Annotated in this window: 10 protein-coding genes; 8 read left to right on the top strand and 2 right to left on the bottom strand. The window is 59.0% G+C overall.

Annotated features, from left to right (window positions below; all coding sequences use genetic code 11):
* Positions 1-10: 10 nt before the first annotated feature.
* Positions 11-502 carry a 5-(carboxyamino)imidazole ribonucleotide mutase gene (gene purE / locus ACTWLJ_RS07475; protein ID WP_445180416.1) on the bottom strand — a complete coding sequence of 164 codons (492 nt, stop codon included), beginning with the start codon at positions 500-502 and terminating at the stop codon, positions 11-13.
* Between the two features lie 404 nt (positions 503-906).
* On the opposite strand from purE, the gene ACTWLJ_RS07470 reads away from it, so the two are divergent.
* On the top strand, positions 907-1,482 hold the full coding sequence (locus ACTWLJ_RS07470) for a hypothetical protein (RefSeq protein ID WP_445180415.1): 576 nt from the start codon (positions 907-909) through the stop codon (positions 1,480-1,482).
* 63 nt (positions 1,483-1,545) lie between these two features.
* Here ACTWLJ_RS07470 and ACTWLJ_RS07465 read toward each other — a convergent pair whose 3' ends face one another.
* Positions 1,546-2,457, bottom strand: a complete 912-nt coding sequence (locus ACTWLJ_RS07465; RefSeq protein WP_445180414.1) for a LysR substrate-binding domain-containing protein — start codon at positions 2,455-2,457, stop codon at positions 1,546-1,548.
* A 180-nt stretch (positions 2,458-2,637) separates the two neighbouring features.
* Here ACTWLJ_RS07465 and ACTWLJ_RS07460 point away from each other — a divergent pair, with 180 nt between their 5' ends.
* From ACTWLJ_RS07460 to ACTWLJ_RS07430, 7 genes are all read left to right on the top strand, one after another.
* Positions 2,638-4,062: an aspartate ammonia-lyase gene (locus tag ACTWLJ_RS07460; protein ID WP_401213211.1), complete on the top strand. Its 1,425-nt coding sequence runs from the start codon at positions 2,638-2,640 to the stop codon at positions 4,060-4,062.
* Between the two features lie 534 nt (positions 4,063-4,596).
* Entirely contained in the window at positions 4,597-6,048 is a 1,452-nt protein-coding gene (locus tag ACTWLJ_RS07455; protein WP_445180413.1) for an alanine/glycine:cation symporter family protein, read from the top strand.
* A 166-nt stretch (positions 6,049-6,214) separates the two neighbouring features.
* A complete protein-coding gene (locus tag ACTWLJ_RS07450) occupies positions 6,215-7,219 on the top strand; it encodes an asparaginase (protein WP_445180412.1) in 1,005 nt (334 codons plus the stop codon).
* Between the two features lie 137 nt (positions 7,220-7,356).
* Complete coding sequence (locus ACTWLJ_RS07445; RefSeq protein ID WP_445180411.1) at positions 7,357-8,352, top strand: AraC family transcriptional regulator; 996 nt, start codon at positions 7,357-7,359, stop codon at positions 8,350-8,352.
* A gap of 266 nt (positions 8,353-8,618) precedes the next feature.
* Positions 8,619-9,644 (top strand): histone deacetylase family protein, encoded by a 1,026-nt coding sequence (locus tag ACTWLJ_RS07440; RefSeq protein WP_445180410.1) that lies wholly within the window; start codon positions 8,619-8,621, stop codon positions 9,642-9,644.
* A complete protein-coding gene (locus ACTWLJ_RS07435; RefSeq protein WP_445180409.1) occupies positions 9,641-10,741 on the top strand; it encodes a polyamine ABC transporter substrate-binding protein in 1,101 nt (366 codons plus the stop codon). Before ACTWLJ_RS07440 ends, ACTWLJ_RS07435 begins: the two co-directional genes overlap by 4 nt.
* Before the next feature lie 147 nt (positions 10,742-10,888).
* The gene (locus ACTWLJ_RS07430; protein ID WP_445180408.1) at positions 10,889-15,460 is read left to right on the top strand and encodes a dermonecrotic toxin domain-containing protein; all 4,572 of its coding nucleotides are present in this window, start codon (positions 10,889-10,891) and stop codon (positions 15,458-15,460) included.
* The last annotated feature ends 32 nt before the right edge of the window (positions 15,461-15,492 follow it).

Raw genomic sequence — 15,492 nt, 5'->3', positions numbered from 1 at the left:
CTCAACAACCTCAGGCAATACGTGGGTCTGGATTGTCCAGGACGCTGTCTGTCTGCTCGGCACGGAAGGTTTTCAGTACCGCGTGGAACTGCGGATGCTTGGCGCCGAGGATACTCGCCGAGAGCAGGGCTGCGTTGATCGCACCGGCCTTGCCGATGGCCAGAGTGGCAACCGGAATACCGGCCGGCATCTGCACGATCGACAGTAGCGAATCGACGCCCGAGAGCATCGACGACTGCACCGGAACGCCCAGCACCGGCAGGTGGGTCTTGGCCGCACACATGCCAGGCAAGTGGGCCGCGCCACCGGCACCGGCGATAATCACCTCGATGCCGCGGCTTTCAGCCTCGTCGGCGTACTGGAACAGCAGATCCGGGGTACGGTGGGCAGAGACCACTTTAACCTCGTACGGGATGCCGAGCTTTTCCAGCATATCGGCGGTGTGGCTAAGGGTGGACCAATCGGACTTGGAGCCCATGATCACGCCAACCAGTGCACTCATCGTCGCGCCTCTTCTCTCTGGGCGCCCGCAGGCGCGTCAAAAAACAACAAGCCACGCAGGATGCGTGGCTTGATTGTACGAAAAATGGCCGGACGGACCGGCCGAAGGCCGCGCAGTATACCGCAAAGAAGCCAATAAACAGCCCCCGTCTCGACCATCTGTCATTTGCCGAAAAACAGCGCGTTTACTGACTCGAAAATCAAGATCAGTGATCTGCCAAATAACACTTGGCAAATATTAATAGCAGTCACTTCAGTATGTTAAAGCTGAACGCTCGCACTTTAAGAAATAAAAACTAAAACACTGAAAACAGACCCCTGAAGTTATTGGTGCTATAAAAATACCAGAACCAATAGAACTTGCTCACGCAAACCCAACAATTAAAAACCACTAGAGAATCTCGAATGCCAAAGCCTTTATTATTGATGGTTTATGTTCACAAGGATTTATCCGAGCATGACAGTAACGATCTTTACGACACCCATTTCAAATGGCTATCGAAGGAGTTCGAAACTATTTCCGGAAGAATATTCGGCATCATTATGGTGCCGCATTCAAGGGCTCCGGAGCTCTGCGAGCACAGTTACAAAGTCGACACTCCCGAGCAGGCGCTCTATTCATGGTATGAAAAAATCGAAAGAAATAAAGAGAAAATTATCGGTGTCAACTCGGGATACACCGATCACACCCTGAAGTGTCTGCTGCTAACACGCGACAACCTAAGCGATACGGTCGGGGGGATTGCTACTCATACGGGCAGTTGTGCAATTGCCTCTATCAATGGCCACCAGACGCCGGCACATGAAGTCGGTCACTTGTTCGGGGCACGACATGAAGATTACGAGGTTTACTACAATGGCTGGTGGGATGAAACCATCATGGCATCAGGCACCCTTGAATCGAATTTCAGAGGAAACGCCAAGCGTTTCAGCGATAAAAACCGGGAACACATTCGTAACTATCTCGAGTTGCACGATTAATAAACTTTGAGTTTTTATTTCGCCAAGAGTGAAGCGCCACTGACTTTCACTCTTGGCGGTCGATCAAACGGTAGAGCCAGCCGCCCCACTCTCTAACTTTCGCCACAACAACCGTACATTGGCCTTGCGCACCAGCGCACATCGATACAAACGAATTTCCAGTGGCACATGCCATGGCGGCCCACCACAAACAACCAACTCACCGCGGGCAAGTTCAGCCCGAACACTCAACTGCGGCACCCAGGCAATCCCCAACCCTTCCAGCGCCATACTCTTCAGGCTGTCCGCCATCGCAGTCTCATAGATAGTGGTAAAGCGCAAAGCACGCTGACGCAACAGACCATTCACCGAACGCCCAAGAAACGCCCCGGCGCTATAAGCCAGCAACGGCACACTTGCATCACCTTCCAGATCAAACAGCGGCTTGCCATCCGCATCGGCGGCACACACCGGTAACATTTCCGTCTGCCCCAAATGCAAAGAAGGAAAAATCTCCGGGTCCATCTGCATCGCCGCGTCCGGGTCATAGAACGCCAGCATCAGATCGCATCCGCCCTCGCGCAACGCATGCACCGCATCACCGACGTTGGTCGCCACCAGCCGTGTGGCAATGTTCAGCCCTTCGTTACGCAGCTGCGCGATCCAGCGCGGAAAGAAGCCCAGCGCCAACGAATGCGCCGCGGCAACCTGCATGACTTCGCCCTGCCCGCCTTCCAGATGATGCAGATGACGCAGCACTTCACCGAGTTGCTCGACCACCGTGCGCGCCGTCACCAGAAACAGTTGCCCCGCCGCCGTCAGTTCGATCGGCGTGCGCGAGCGGTTTACCAGAGTCAGCCCCAACGCCGCTTCGAGGCTGCGGATTCGCCGACTGAACGCCGGCTGAGTCACGAAGCGCCGTTCGGCTGCCTGCGAGAAGCTGCGGGTGGCGGCCAGAGCACTGAAGTCCTCGAGCCATTTGCTTTCCAGATTCATCACGTCCTCCCGGACACGCACCAAAACAGGTCACACGTCTGCCGCGCGGGCGGCGTCACACGGGCATTATGCCGAATGTGCATAGGCCAGTGCTTAACAGCATTGGCCCAAAATTTCCCACAAGCCTAGCATTCGCAGCGTTCCGGCACAGACCGGGTCCATATCGAGATGATTTCTATCATGTCCTCCGCTGCATCTTTCCGCACAGAAAACGACCTGCTTGGCGCCCTCGAAGTACCGGCTCAAGCGTATTACGGCATCCAGACCCTGCGAGCGGTGAATAACTTCCGTCTCTCCGGCGTTCCGATTTCGCATTACCCGAAACTGGTTGTCGGTCTGGCAATGGTCAAACAGGCCGCTGCTGACGCCAACCGTGAGTTGGGTCATCTGAGCGAAGCCAAGCACGCTGCCATCAGCGAAGCCTGTGCCCGATTGATCCGCGGTGATTTCCACGAAGAGTTCGTGGTCGACATGATTCAAGGTGGCGCCGGTACTTCCACCAACATGAACGCCAACGAAGTGATCGCCAACATTGCGCTCGAGGCAATGGGTCACCAGAAAGGCGAGTACCAGTTCCTGCACCCGAACGACGACGTCAACATGGCGCAGTCGACCAACGACGCCTACCCGACTGCCATCCGCCTGGGTCTGCTGCTGGGTCACGACGCCCTGCTCGCCAGCCTCGACAGCCTGATTCAGGCATTCGCGGCCAAGGGTCAAGAATTCAACCACGTCCTGAAGATGGGCCGTACCCAACTGCAAGACGCCGTACCGATGACCCTTGGTCAGGAATTCCGTGCTTTCGCCACCACCATGGGCGAAGACTTGGCCCGTCTGAAGACGCTGGCCCCGGAACTGCTGACTGAAGTGAACCTGGGCGGCACCGCGATCGGTACTGGCATCAACGCCGACCCGCGTTATCAAGCTCTGGCCGTTCAGCGTCTGGCCCTGATCAGCGGTCAACCGCTGGTTCCAGCCGCCGACCTGATCGAAGCCACTTCCGACATGGGCGCCTTCGTGCTGTTCTCCGGCATGCTCAAGCGCACCGCGGTCAAGCTGTCGAAGATCTGCAACGACCTGCGTCTGCTGTCCAGCGGCCCGCGCACCGGCATCAACGAAATCAACCTGCCGGCGCGTCAGCCAGGCAGCTCGATCATGCCAGGCAAGGTCAACCCGGTTATCCCGGAAGCCGTGAACCAGGTGGCATTCCAGGTCATCGGTAACGATCTGGCGCTGACCATGGCAGCCGAAGGCGGCCAACTGCAACTGAACGTGATGGAGCCGCTGATCGCTTTCAAGATCTTCGACTCGATCCGCCTGCTGCAACGCGCCATGGACATGCTGCGCGAACACTGCATCGTCGGCATCACCGCCAACGAAGCGCGCTGCCGTGAACTGGTCGAGCACTCGATCGGTCTGGTCACCGCACTGAACCCGTACATCGGCTACAAAAACGCCACCCGTATCGCCGGCCTAGCGCTTGAAAGCGGCCGTGGCGTACTGGAACTGGTGCGCGAAGAAGGTCTGCTCGACGAAGCCATGCTCGCCGACATCCTGCGCCCGGAAAACATGATTGCTCCGCGTCTGGTTCCGCTTAAAGGCTGAACCGACACGTAACTTGTAGCACCGCTCACCAGGTCGAGGGACTAGACACCTCTCACCTTTTGAGGGCTTGGGGATTTTATCCCCAAGCCCTTTTTTTTAACTTTTGATCCTGAGACCCGTATGTCTGGGGACTGAACAATGTGGGAGCGAGCCTGCTCGCGAAGGCGGCGGTACATTCAACAGCAATGCGCCTGATACACCGCTTTCGCGAGCAAGCTCGCTCCCACTGAAAAGCAGTCTCCGCACTAGCCCGGCGCCGGTAACGTCGGGTGTTTCAAAGCCTCGTTTCGTCGCTTGCACCACTACCGTGCAGACGGGCGCGTCACTGATCGGTATAGTGCCGCCCCTCTTCGCGTGAGCGGTCGTCGGTAACGAGGCCATAACCCATGCGAAACCCGAACTAATAACAAACCCGCGAAATTGGAACCGGGACGAAACCTGCGCCTCACCTGCCTTGCCGTGCGCTTGTCGGTGTAACGCGATGTTTCTGAACATCCAGCATTTGCTTACACAAAAAACAGCGAGGAAAAATCCATGCTCGAAGTCATCAACGACTTCCTCTCAGGGAAAGTACTGATCGTGCTCATTGTCGGGCTCGGTAGCTACTTCACGATTCGCTCGCGTTTCGTTCAACTGCGTCACTTCTTCCACATGTTCGCGGTGTTCCGCGACAGCCTGAAAAGTAGCGCCGGGCAACTCAGCTCGTTCCAGGCCCTGATGCTCAGCCTCGCCGGCCGCGTCGGTGCAGGTAACATCGCCGGTGTCGGCATTGCCGTGACCCTCGGTGGGCCAGGTGCCGTGTTCTGGATGTGGGTCACCGCACTGGTCGGCATGTCCAGCAGCTTCTTCGAGTGCTCGCTCGGTCAGCTCTACAAACGTACCGACTCCGATGGCACCTTCCGTGGCGGCCCGTCCTACTACATCCAGCACGGTCTGCAGAAGCGCTGGCTGGGTATGGTCATGGCGTTCCTGTTGCTGGTGACTTTTGGCTTCGCGTTCAACGGTCTGCAAGCTCACGCTGTGACTCACTCGCTGAACAACGCTTTCGGCCTAGACACCACTTACACCGGCCTCGGTCTGGCGGTGTTGCTGGGCCTGGTGTTCGTTGGCGGGATCAAGCGGATCGCCAAGGTCGCTGACCTGCTGGTACCGGTAAAAACCCTGGTTTACATCGGCGTGACTCTGTACGTGATCGTGCTGCAATTCGATCACGTTCCAGCGATGCTGATGACCATCGTCAAGAGCGCCTTCGGTCTCGACCAGGCCTTCGGCGGTCTGATCGGCAGCGCCATCGTCATGGGCGTGAAGCGTGGCGTGTTCGCCAACGAAGCCGGTCTTGGCAGTGCGCCAAACGTGGCCGCAGTGGCTTCGGTCGAGCACCCGGTGGCTCAGGGTGTGGTTCAGGCGTTCAGCGTGTTCCTCGATACCTTCGTGATCTGCACCTGCACCGCGCTGCTGATCCTGCTCTCGGGTTTCTACACCCCGGGCTTCGAAGGCGACGGCATTGCCCTGACCCAGAACTCGCTGGCCGCCGTGGTCGGTGAATGGGGCCGGATGTTCATCTCGGTCGCACTGGCGCTGTTCGTGTTCACCTCGATTCTCTACAACTACTACCTGGGCGAGAGCAACCTGCGCTTCCTGATCGGTGAAAACCGCAAGGCGCTGATCGGCTACCGCGCACTGGTACTGGTGTTGATTTTCTGGGGCGCTATCGAAAACCTCAGCACCGTGTTCGCCTTCGCCGACATCACCATGACCATGCTCGCGTTCGTCAACCTGATCGCGCTGTTCATGCTGTTCAAGGTCGGCATGCGCATCCTGCGTGACTACGATGACCAGCGTGCAGCCGGGATCAAGACTCCGGTGTTCGATTCGAGCAAGTTCCCGGATCTGGATCTGGACCGCAAAGCCTGGCCGGCCAATCCGCCTGCCGCTGCCGGCAAGGTTGAAACCGAGTCGCAAGGTGTACCCGCAGCGCAACGCTGATGGGTAAATGACGGGCGCACCCTCTGCGCCCGTCAGTTAAAGTGCAGAAAACTGTGGGAGCGAGCTTGCTCGCGAATGCGGTGAATCAGTCGAAATATGTTTGGCTGACCCACCGCTTTCGCGAGCAAGCTCGCTCCCACAGGAACTCATCGTTTCGGAGAATCCTATGAATTCGTCGACCTACCCCGCCGCCCAACACGTCATGGTTTTGTATACCGGTGGCACCATCGGCATGCAGGCCAGCGCCAACGGTCTGGCCCCGGCTTCCGGTTTCGAAGCGCGGATGCGCGACTATCTGCACAGCCAGCCTGAACTCGTGGTGCCGCAGTGGCGCTTTCGCGAGATGGCGCCGCTGATCGACAGCGCCAACATGACCCCTGCCTACTGGCAGCAACTACGCGAAGCGGTGGTTGATGCCGTCGACGTACAAGGTTGCGACAGCGTGCTGATCCTCCACGGCACCGACACTCTGGCCTATAGCGCCGCAGCAATGAGCTTCCAGTTGCTCGGCCTGCATGCCCGCGTGTGCTTCACCGGATCGATGCTGCCGGCCGGTGTCACCGACAGCGATGCCTGGGAAAACCTCGGCGGCGCACTGGTCGCCCTCGGTCAGGGCCTGGCGCCGGGCGTGCATCTGTACTTCCACGGTGAGCTGCTGGCGCCGACCCGTTGCGCGAAAGTGCGCAGCTTCGGTCGTCATCCGTTCAAGCGTCTGGAGCGTCAGGGCGGTGGCGTGAAAGCGTCTTCGATCCCGGCAGCGCTGAGCTACAACCAGCCCAGGCAACTGGCGAATGTCGCGGTGCTGCCGCTGTTCCCGGGTATCAGCGCGGCAGTCCTCGACGGTCTGCTCGACAGCGGAATCCAAGGGCTAGTGCTGGAGTGCTATGGCAGCGGCACCGGGCCCAGCGACAATCCAGAGTTTCTCGCCAGCCTTGGCCGCGCGCGGGACAACGGCGTGGTGGTGGTTGCCGTGACGCAGTGCCATGAGGGCGGTGTCGAACTGGATGTCTACGAGGCTGGCAGCCGTTTGCGCGGTGTTGGCGTGCTGTCAGGTGGCGGCATGACCCGTGAGGCGGGGTTCGGCAAGTTGCATGCATTGCTCGGCGCGGGGCTGGAAACGGAAGAAGTCCGACGTCTGATCGAACTCGACCTCTGCGGCGAACTGATCTGACACAACGCCTTACCCTGTGCGAGTGAGCCTTTGTGGCGAGGGAGCAAGCTCCCTCGCCACAATAGCGCGCATACATCAGGGTCTTCGTGCGGCATATAACTTGCTGCGTTCCAGCCATCCCCAGGCTGGAAGTCCTCATGCTCCACTCCCACCTCACCACGCTCAACGCCGTTTCACTGGTGCTCAACACCTTCAAGGCCGAAGGTCTGTCCAGTGAAGCTTTATTGGCCGGAAGCGGCATCAGCGCGGCGGATCTGAACCGTGCCGACACCCGTATCACCACCAATCAGGAGATGCAGGTCTGCGCCAACGCCGTTGCACTCAAACATGACATCGGCCTGGAACTCGGCCGACGGATGCACGTTTCCTGCTACGGCATCCTCGGTTATGCGCTGCTCACCTGTGCCACCTTCGGTGACGCTTTGCGTCTGGCGATTCGTTATCCGGCGCTGTTGGGAACACTTTTCGAGCTGAGTCTGGAGGACGACGGCGAACGGGCCTGGTTCGTCGCCGCTGATTACCGCGAGAGTCCGGCGATGGCGGTGTTCAATGCCGAGTTCTGTCTGGTGTCGCTGAAAGTCATTTGCGACGACTTGCTCGGGCATCCGTTGCCGCTGCTGGCGGCGCGCTTCGAACATGCGGCGCCGGGATACCGCGACAGCTATGCCGAGCACTTCGACAGCTCGCTGCACTTCGGCGCCAAGGACAACGCCTTCGCTTTCGACCGGCGCTGGCTTGATCAACCGCTGCCGCTGGCCGACGTGATCACCCATCAAGCGATGGCCGAACGCTGCCGCAAGCAGAACACCGAGTTCACCGGGCGTCAGGCGTGGCTGGGAAGGATTCGCCAGTTGCTCAGCGCCCAGTTGAATGCCGCACCGGGACTTGAGGGCCTGGCGCAGCAGATGAAATGCTCGCCACGCACCTTGCGCCGGCACCTCAAGGACATGGGCAGCAGCTATCAGGAGCTGCTTGACGAGTTGCGTTTCGAACGGGCCAAACAGATGCTGTGCGAGGATCAACTGCCGATCTACCGCATCGCCGAAACCCTGGGTTTCAGCGAGACCGCGAGTTTCCGCCACGCCTTCGTACGCTGGAGCGGCGTGGCGCCGAGCCAGTTCCGCCCACACTGATTGCCCCTGTAGGAGTGAGCCTGCTCGCGATAGCGTCAAACCTGTCGACATCAAAGGTGACTGACACACCGCCATCGCGAGCAGGCTCACTCCTACAGGGTTCTTTATTCCATGCCCTGAGTCGGGGCAGGGATGCATGAAAAGGAGCGAATTCCGGTCACAGGTTTTGGCCATATCGATCCCCTTTTGGCCTCTCCTGCCGTTCTCCGATTCGCCTCGCGCCGCAACACTGGGGTCAACCGAATCAGCCCTGCGGAGAACAACAAATGCTGACGATCTACTCAGACGATCACCACCTGCACCATGGCCGCTGCGAATTGATCGACGGTCAACTCAAGCCTTGCTTCGAGATGCCATCGCGCGCCGATCACGTTCTGCACCGCGTGAAGAACCAGGAACTCGGTCCGGTCGAGGCGCCGAAAGACTTCGGCCTCGAACCGATCGCGCGCATCCACAGTCGCGACTATCTCGACTTCTTCAAAGGAGCGTGGGCACGTTGGGCCGAACTCGAAACCGACGGCGACCTGCTGCCCTACACCTGGCCGGCACGCACCTTGCGTCAGATCAAACCGACCAGCCTGCACGGCCAGCTCGGTTATTACAGCTTCGACGGCGGCGCACCGATCACTGCCGGTACCTGGCAAGCGGCCTATAGCGCGGCGCAAGTAGCGCTGACCGCGCAAGCCGAAATACAACGCGGAGCACGCAGTGCCTTTGCCCTGTGCCGACCACCGGGACACCACGCTGCTGGCGACTTGATGGGCGGTTATTGCTACCTCAACAACGCCGCCATAGCCGCACAGGCATTCATCGATCAGGGCCACAAGAAGGTCGCGATCCTCGACGTCGATTACCACCACGGTAACGGCACGCAATCGATTTTCTACGAGCGCAGCGACGTGCTGTTCACCTCGATTCACGGTCATCCGGAAGCGGAGTTCCCGTTTTTCCTCGGCTACGAAGACGAGCTGGGCGAAGGCGCCGGTGAAGGTTTCAACTTCAACTATCCGCTGCCGGCCGGTTCCGGCTGGGACACCTGGAGCGCCGCGCTGGATCAGGCCTGCAACGAGATCGACAGCTACGGCGCCGACATCATTGTGGTGTCGCTGGGCGTCGATACGTTCAAGGACGATCCGATCTCGCAGTTCAAGCTCGACAGCCCGGACTACCTGGCGATGGGCAAGCGCATCGCCGCGCTGGGCAAACCGACGCTGTTCGTCATGGAAGGTGGTTACGCGGTGGAAGAAATCGGCATCAACGCGGTGAACGTGCTGGAAGGTTTTGAACAATGAGCCGACTCAAGCACTTCATCGCCCCCGCGCTGTGCGCTGCGTTTCTGAGCAGCGCCGTCCACGCCGAAGAACGCACCCTGCGCGTCTATAACTGGTTCGACTACATCACGCCAAAGGCGCTGGAAGACTTCAAGGCGCAGAACACCCAGACCAAACTGGTCTACGACATCTTCGACACCAACGAAGCGCTCGAGGCCAAGCTGCTGACCGGCAACTCCGGCTACGACGTGGTGGTGCCATCCAACGTGTTTCTCGCCAAGCAAATCGAAGCCGGGGTGTTCCAGCCACTGGATCGCAGCAAGCTGCCAAACTGGAATCACCTCGATCCGAAACTGATGAAGCTGATCGAGGCCAACGATCCGGGCAACAAATTCGCCGTGCCATACATGTACGGCACCATCCTGATCGGTTTCAACCCGGCCAAGGTCAAGGCTGCGCTGGGTGACAACGCGCCTGTAGACAGTTGGGACCTGATCTTCAAAGAAGAGAACATCAGCAAGCTCAAGCAGTGCGGCGTCGCCCTGCTCGACTCGCCGTCGGAGATTCTGCCGCTGGCCCTGCAACACCTCGGCCTCGACCCGAACAGCAAGAACCCGGCGGACTATGCCAAGGCCGAAGCACTGCTGATGAAGATCCGTCCGTACATAACCTACTTCCATTCATCCAAGTACATGGCCGACATCGCCAATGGCGACATCTGTGTGGCGGTCGGTTATTCCGGCAGCTTCTCGCAAGCCGCCAACCGCGCCAAGGAAGCCAAGAACGGCGTAGTCGTGGACATGCGCTTGCCGAAGGAAGGCGCGCCGATCTGGTTCGACATGCTCGCGATTCCCAAGGGCGCGAAGAACACCGAGGATGCCTACACCTTTATCAACTACCTGCTGCAACCTGCGGTGATCGCACCGGTCAGCGACTTTGTCGGTTATCCGAATCCGAACAAGGACGCCACCGAACTGGTCGATCCGGCAATCCGCAACAACCCTAATCTGTACCCGACCGATGCGGCAATGAGCACGCTGTATACCCTGCAACCGCTGCCGCGTGACGCCGAACGGGCGCGCACCCGGGCCTGGACCAAAATCAAGTCCGGCACCTGAGTGGTCACCCAACCAAAGACCCGCCGAGGCGGGTCTTTTTTTGCCTGCAATATTTATGTACCGCCCGACGTCTGAGTCGCTGCCCTACCTTGCCTTGGTCCGGCGCTGCATATCGCAACGGCCGTAACATCAGACAAGGATATGGTCATGCCCGAAAGCACCACGCCCAGCGCTGTCGATGTACTCACACAACTGGTAAGCGGCCCCTCACTTACCGAAGTCGCCACCCAAACTTTGCGCCCGGTCCTCGTGCAGTTGTACCCGCGCCAGACCATCGAGCCGGCGCTGACCATGGTTGCAACACCGACCTGGTTGATCAGGGAAAACAAGGTCGAGGCTGGCCCCTGCCACTTCGAGTCGCTCACCGATATGCTGGTGCGGCTTGCCCTGTCAGGTGCAGTGGTCACTCTCATTGCAGGCGAACACTTCCTCACCGCACAACCCGGTGTAGACCCTCCCGTTCAGATCCCGGCAGACATCGAGAAGATCGGCGCTCTGCTGAATGAGTTCGCCCCCTTGCTGTTCAAGGCCCGCCAGCAACAGCAAGTTGAGTACTGGAATGAAACCGGCAGCGCCTCAGCACCCCGCTGGCACGAACTCTCGCAAACCTTGCGGCAACTGTGGAACGTCAGTGATGCCAATGGTTGGGATGCCGATCAGCAAGCCATGGCGCGTGCGGTTTTCAACTACCCGGACAAGACTGAACGATCAGTCATCGACCGTTACCAGACCCGAGCCTGCCTGATCGATTTCGATAAGGAGCAAGGCAGTGACCGCACGCACCTGAGCATCCTCGACACGGCGGTTCTGGTTGGCACAAACGGCAACCGCACAATGATCCTGACGCATTCGGTTACCCAGGGTTTTAAACGCTTCGACACCTTCGATGAACTGAACGAGTCTCTGGAATGGCCGGCTGAAGCGGGTATGCCCCCGATCAACGTGCAATGGCGGCTATTCGAGCCTCAAGGCAATTTTTTCGACCAGCAAGCCTGCACCCTGATTGCACTGGAGGCCCAGGCGATAGGTGAGATCGACAACTTCCAGCGACCTCGGGCTTCGGTTTACTTTTCACCTGCCGATGCAGGCGGTGGTTCAGCCTCGGCGACAGAACAATCATCCTCCGGTTATGCGCGCATGGGGCACTCGTTGCCGCAGTGGCTGGAACATGCAGCACCTGCCGACCAGTCGCGCTACAGCCGGCACTTGCTGGACCTGGTCGCGGTACAGCAACAGAACGAGGGGAAGACCTTTCAAAACGAAGTTCCCAGGATTCAGGATTTCACGTTGGCGGAGCTGAACAGAATCATCAACCGGGGGCCGGCGCAAAACGTCAGACTGCAAGACGTTGAAATGACCATCACCAGCGTGGTGGTCTGGGGCACCTTCCTCCCACCGGAACACGAACAGACGCTGACCCTGTCACTGACCGAACTGGCGCTGCAGAATCTGGCAGGGATGCCGCTGGGGAACCGATCGGTGAACTACCGGGACGGGAGGACACCAATACCGCCATGGATGACCCCGGCCTACCTGGACAACCTGATCACTTCAGCGGACATCGGCAAAAACTATCCGAATCAGCTCAAAAACAGGTTGATAGAAGACAACGCCAAAGCTTCTCACTTACGCCAACTCTACGTTCGTCAATTGCCCATCGAGCTGCCGTTGCTGGCGTTGCAGCACAAAATCCGCGGGGAAGCAGGCCTCGACGAGCAGGGTTACCGGTATGTGGTTGCCGCGCTGGCAAACGAGCCCGCAGATCGACGAGTCGACGGCCAGGACATCGTGATTCGCCCGCTGGCTTTCGTCACCGGCGATCACGTCAGCGGCGCCGCCGATGAAGTAGTCAACATGTTCGTGATCGGTCCACGGGATACGCACAACGGACCGTGTCTGCTGTATCGCCCGCTGCTCGACAGGCCGCTGCTGCAATACCCTTCAACGGCGAACCTGCTGTATGCAATCAGGCACTCGAGAACGTTGCGTCAATCGGTACTCGCCTGGTTGCCGGACGGTGTTCGGTTCAACTACTCACAGTATGTCTTTCCCGGAGCTCTGCCTTCGGTGTGGACAGTGCCGCAGTTACTTGTCGACCCGACGCTGTCGCCGGACCTGACCGGCGCCGTAGCGCTCGGCAACCGAGTGCTTGAACAGGACCTGTTCGCAGACCTGTTCAAGGCCAATGCCGATGCGCTGATCGCTCAAGCCGATCGCGACTCCGTCTCCAATGCCGAAGCGCGCTGGGCCACCCTCAAGCTCGGCGGTTGGGCGTTGTTCAATGCAGCCTTGCCGTTTCTGGGACGCAGCGTCGGCACGGCTGCATGGATCTGGCAGATCATGGACGATCTGCAAGAGGTCGCTGACGGACAGGAACAGCAGCAGCCCGCGTGGACCGCGCTGGCCGACGTTCTGTTATCGCTGGGCATGGTGCTCGCTCATCGCGCGGCGATGCGCAAGACAGCACAGCGGGCTGCCGCCCTCCCCGAGAAAGTGCCGCAAACGTCCAGCGAACCCATCACGTCCGCCCGCATCAGCGCGACGCGGCTGCCAGATGTCGCCGGCCATGAGCTGCCACACCATCATGAGTTGTTACTGCACACCCTCGGCGCACTCAAAAAAACACCGGCCGGTTTGGCCACGGTGCTCGACAGCCTGAAGATCGACCGTCCCGATGGACTGGCCGAACCCGCAACCGAAGGCCTGTATCGGCATCTGCGTAATCAGGGACAAAAATGGTATGCGCAGGTCGGTGCACGCTGGTTCGAAGTTGCGCTCAATGACAACGATGACGTTCAGATCATCGATACTCGCGAGAACCCGGGACGCACGGGGCCTTTACTGATTCGCAATGCGCGTGGCGAATGGTTTGTCGATCTGCGCTTGCGACTGCGCGGTGGCGGTCTCAAGAGCCGCCGCAAGCAGTTGCAACAGCAGAACGCGGAACTGCTGCGCAAGAAGAAACAAGACATCGCCGCCTTCGATGCCAGCCTAGAGGCCAAGCGAAGCACATTGATGACCGCACGACGCAGCATGCTGGAGGCCACGGCGGAAAACGCCGCAAGCGCCCGCCAGCATTTTCTCGACACGCTCGACTCACAGGTGAAGGACTACGGCACGCAAATCGAAAGCCTGAAGGAATTGAACACCCTCGAAACAGTACCCAACTACCGGACAGCCATGCTCGAGCGAACCTCCTTGCAACTGTTCCTCATGCAGTCCTGGATCGATGAGAGCTTCCCCGCATTCCGCGAAAATCTGGAGACAACCCTGGTGCTGCTCGACGAGGGTGCCAGTACTTCTGCAACCGATCGTTCTGCGCCGTTCGAAAGCATGTCCGAGCTGACTAAGGGAATTATCGAAAAAATCGAGTTCGCCCATACACGTTTCACGCAAATGAGCCTGCTTGGCAAAGAAGCGGTCGAGATCAGCCGTCAATACAAGGCCAAACTGCCGAAGTTTTCGCTGGAAGATCTGAAGCTTCTGCAAATCACCCTGGGGCAGGAACTATGCCTTCGGGCCGATCCAACGGATTCACGGGAGGGAGCACGAGTGGCCCTTGAATCACTTGTCGAAGATGCCTCTCTGAACATCCAGAGCACCCTGGATCTGAGCGCGGAGCAAAGTCTTGATCAGCTCGGCGAACGCCTGGAAGCGATGAACAATCTCGTGGAGCAATTCGACGTCATCGACCAGCGGTTCGTTGATCTCCTCGCCGAGTATCCGCAGCAGCTGGTTCCCGAACGTCTCGATCAAGTCAAAAAACATGTTGCCGAATTCCATCAGGATGCTGTGCGACAGTTGTCGAACCTGCTCCGGGACCAGCGGCTGGTGAAGCCCATCGCAGGGCCGTCGAAATCGTCACCGGCGCCGGCGAAAAAAATCATCAAGACTCGTTACAAGGGGACGATGATCGGCCAGCCGCGTCGCGGTGTCGACGGACAGGACAGCGACCTGGTCGATGTGGTGGCGCCGTTGACCGGCAAAGTGATCGCGACCTTTCATGAAAAGACTCCGGGCAACTGGGTGGAAAGAGTACCCGCCAAACCCACAGCAACACCCAAGCCACACCCCGATCTACCGAAGGCCCTGCTAACCGCAAAGGCGCTGCTCGACGGGCTGCCAACTTTCCGCGAGCGCACCCAGGCACACATCGACCGGGCGCAGCGCAATCCGACGGAGATTGAGGAGATCTACTACCTGCACGCCACGCGATTGCACGAAACGATGGAAAAAATCGATCAGGCCCTCGCCGCCGGTAACCATACCGCCAGCAAAACCACTTCCGCCGCCACACTCAGACAACAACTCGACATCGAGGCCAAGGCCCTTTATGCCAGAGGTCGCGCCGCCAGAATCGAAACCACCAAACAGCAGCTCCCGACAGCAGCGCGGATCGAATGGCTCTACGGCAAAGGGGAAGTGTCCATCGACAAAGCCTCCGAACGTCGACGACTCAAAGGCCCGCGCAAAGATTATCTGCTGGAGTACCCGATACTCGACAAGCCTACCGGCAAGGTCTTGTGGTATGCGCATTTTCATTACGCCAGCGCCACCGATCCACTACCGTCGTTCACTGCGGCACATCTGAAAACCGTCGAGCAAAGACGACTGGGTGGTGCCTACGTAGAGCGCGAGAACCATAGCAATCAAGAGTTGATCGCCATCCATCGCAGTACCATCACTCACAGGCAAGCCTCTGCATTGTTCTTCTCCTGAAACATACCCGCCCCATAAGCCCGCGATCTGCG

This window comes from Pseudomonas sp. McL0111, assembly GCF_052567255.1.
This window is presented reverse-complemented; position numbering and strand designations above follow the sequence as displayed.

Bases quoted from the DNA above. Each gene is read 5' to 3' on its own strand.
- purE (WP_445180416.1), bottom strand. From the start codon at position 502: ATGAGTGCACTGGTTGGCGTGATCATGGGCTCCAAGTCCGATTGGTCC.
- ACTWLJ_RS07445 (WP_445180411.1), top strand. From the start codon at position 7,357: ATGCTCCACTCCCACCTCACCACGCTCAACGCCGTTTCACTGGTGCTC.
- ACTWLJ_RS07470 (WP_445180415.1), top strand. From the start codon at position 907: ATGCCAAAGCCTTTATTATTGATGGTTTATGTTCACAAGGATTTATCC.
- ACTWLJ_RS07455 (WP_445180413.1), top strand. From the start codon at position 4,597: ATGCTCGAAGTCATCAACGACTTCCTCTCAGGGAAAGTACTGATCGTG.
- ACTWLJ_RS07430 (WP_445180408.1), top strand. From the start codon at position 10,889: ATGCCCGAAAGCACCACGCCCAGCGCTGTCGATGTACTCACACAACTG.
- ACTWLJ_RS07440 (WP_445180410.1), top strand. From the start codon at position 8,619: ATGCTGACGATCTACTCAGACGATCACCACCTGCACCATGGCCGCTGC.
- ACTWLJ_RS07450 (WP_445180412.1), top strand. From the start codon at position 6,215: ATGAATTCGTCGACCTACCCCGCCGCCCAACACGTCATGGTTTTGTAT.
- ACTWLJ_RS07460 (WP_401213211.1), top strand. From the start codon at position 2,638: ATGTCCTCCGCTGCATCTTTCCGCACAGAAAACGACCTGCTTGGCGCC.
- ACTWLJ_RS07435 (WP_445180409.1), top strand. From the start codon at position 9,641: ATGAGCCGACTCAAGCACTTCATCGCCCCCGCGCTGTGCGCTGCGTTT.
- ACTWLJ_RS07465 (WP_445180414.1), bottom strand. From the start codon at position 2,457: ATGAATCTGGAAAGCAAATGGCTCGAGGACTTCAGTGCTCTGGCCGCC.